The 1,981-nt window shown below is 23.9% G+C and carries 2 protein-coding genes; one reads left to right on the top strand and one right to left on the bottom strand.

Features of this window, described 5'->3' with window-relative positions; all coding sequences use genetic code 4:
• On the top strand, positions 1-1,281 hold a 1,281-nt coding region (locus D9R21_RS07480), incomplete at its 5' end, for a hypothetical protein (protein ID WP_158613950.1).
• Between the two features lie 36 nt (positions 1,282-1,317).
• On the opposite strand, the gene D9R21_RS06025 is transcribed toward D9R21_RS07480, so the two are convergent.
• A complete protein-coding gene (locus D9R21_RS06025; RefSeq protein WP_126821491.1) occupies positions 1,318-1,857 on the bottom strand; it encodes a hypothetical protein in 540 nt (179 codons plus the stop codon).
• Between the last annotated feature and the right edge of the window lie 124 nt (positions 1,858-1,981).

Here is a 1,981-nt window from a genome sequence, read left to right on the forward strand (position 1 = left end):
GATAAATGTAAGGGTACTGTTTTAAATAAAGATGGTAAACCAACAGAAGAATTAGTTTATTCAACTTATAATTTAAAACAATTAAATCCTAAAACTAATCGAGTTTATTTAATTAATGAACAAACCAAAGCTGTAGATGCACAAACACCAGCTAGTGATAGTGAAAAAGATAATGATTTAGAGTTTTTACAAACACCAGATGGTACAAATTGTAGTTATATAATTGATATGTTTTCAATACAAGCATTATATAAAGGTAATTTTGAAATTATCTTTTATGCTGATAACCCATATACAAATAATGAAGAAGATTATTTAAGATTATCAGTATGGAGTTTTCGTGGTAAAACAAAAAGCACATTAAATAATTATTTACGTGATATGACAACTAATTATAAAACTAGTTTCTTACTCCCGCATGATTATGAAATACCAACATTTAATTACCCACAGTATGTATTACCACCAGTTCCATATAATTATTCAGAATATACAAAAGATATTATGCCTTCTGATGTAGTACTACCATTAAAAACTAAAATTACCGCACCAGCACAATGTAAACAAAAAAATAATCCTAAAAGTTATATAAATTTATTTAATGATGAATTTAAGGATGCGTATTATGAGATAGAAATTAACTTAAAACAAATTGACCCAACTATTCAAAGTATTGATAAATTTATTAGTTCTTATAAAACTATTGAAATAAGCAGTCTTAATAATATACAAGTTGAATGTGGACCACCTGATATAGAAAATTTTATCCCTAATAGAAATGTTGATATTTTAGGAGGTGCTGATAGTTGTGATGTTAGCGGTGGATCATTAGAAAATATTACTTTACAAAAAAGTGGTCGTTCACAAGTTGATAAAGTTAACTTTGATAATAAAATAACTTTATATAGTGATAATATAAATAATGATATTCAAACATTTGTTATTGCACACACTAATGGTTTACCAAGTCATAATGATTATGAAAATAATTATTTATCAGAAAAAAATCATTGAGATATTAATTTTTTAGTTCAAATAACATCATTGTCTAATAAAGTTGATGATAAAATTAAAGAAATATATTTACAAGCATATTATACTAATGATGTAAAATTGAAAATTATATTTTCAAAAGTAATATTTCCTCAATTATTAACAGGATTTGGTTGAATTTATTCAGGTAATGATAAAAATATAACGATAGATATTAATAACCCAAATGTAGTGGGAATTAGAAATAAAAGTGATAACCAAGTTAAAATTACATTTAAACCAAGATAAAAAACAAAAAAGAGATGTAAATCTCTTTTTCTATTTTTACTTAACTTTTATATTACCATTTTCATCAATATCTAATAAATCAGATATATTAATATTAGTATCTAAATTTCAACGATAAACTGCTTTAATATAATTTATATAATCAGAATTATTTTCTCCTCATTTCCTAAAAGCAAAAGGCTTTTCACTAGTATAAAATAAAGATGCATCTCTTATCTTATTTGTGTTGTTAATAGACCTAAAAAACTTTAATTCATAATTATTATCTTTATATATATTATATTCTTTTCCTACCTCAATAGGATAATTTCTTAAAATCTTACTTATTTCTCATTTATCTTTTTTTCATACAACATAATATCACTTGTTATCAACCGTATTAAATGGTTTTTCTTGTGGTGCTATTCATTCTAAATTATCTTTGATTTCTTGGTTATCAGTATTTATTTGGTTTTCTTTTTTTAAATGTTCTAATTTTTCTTTTGTATATTCTTGTGGTGTATTACAAGCAACTAAACTGGTTGTACTTGTTCCTATTAAAGTGCTTGTTCCTAAAATACTTAATTTTTTTTTCATATTTATCCTTTCATTTTTATTACTGTCAATTAAGTGAATCTATTGAAACACTATAATTAACTTTTACATTTTCGGTATAAACAGTTTCATCAGCAGAAGTGATTTTTGCACTGCTGTTAGTAAT

The sequence above is a fragment of the Spiroplasma endosymbiont of Megaselia nigra genome (genome assembly GCF_003987485.1).
Classification (GTDB): domain Bacteria; phylum Bacillota_I; class Bacilli_A; order Mycoplasmatales; family Mycoplasmataceae; genus Spiroplasma.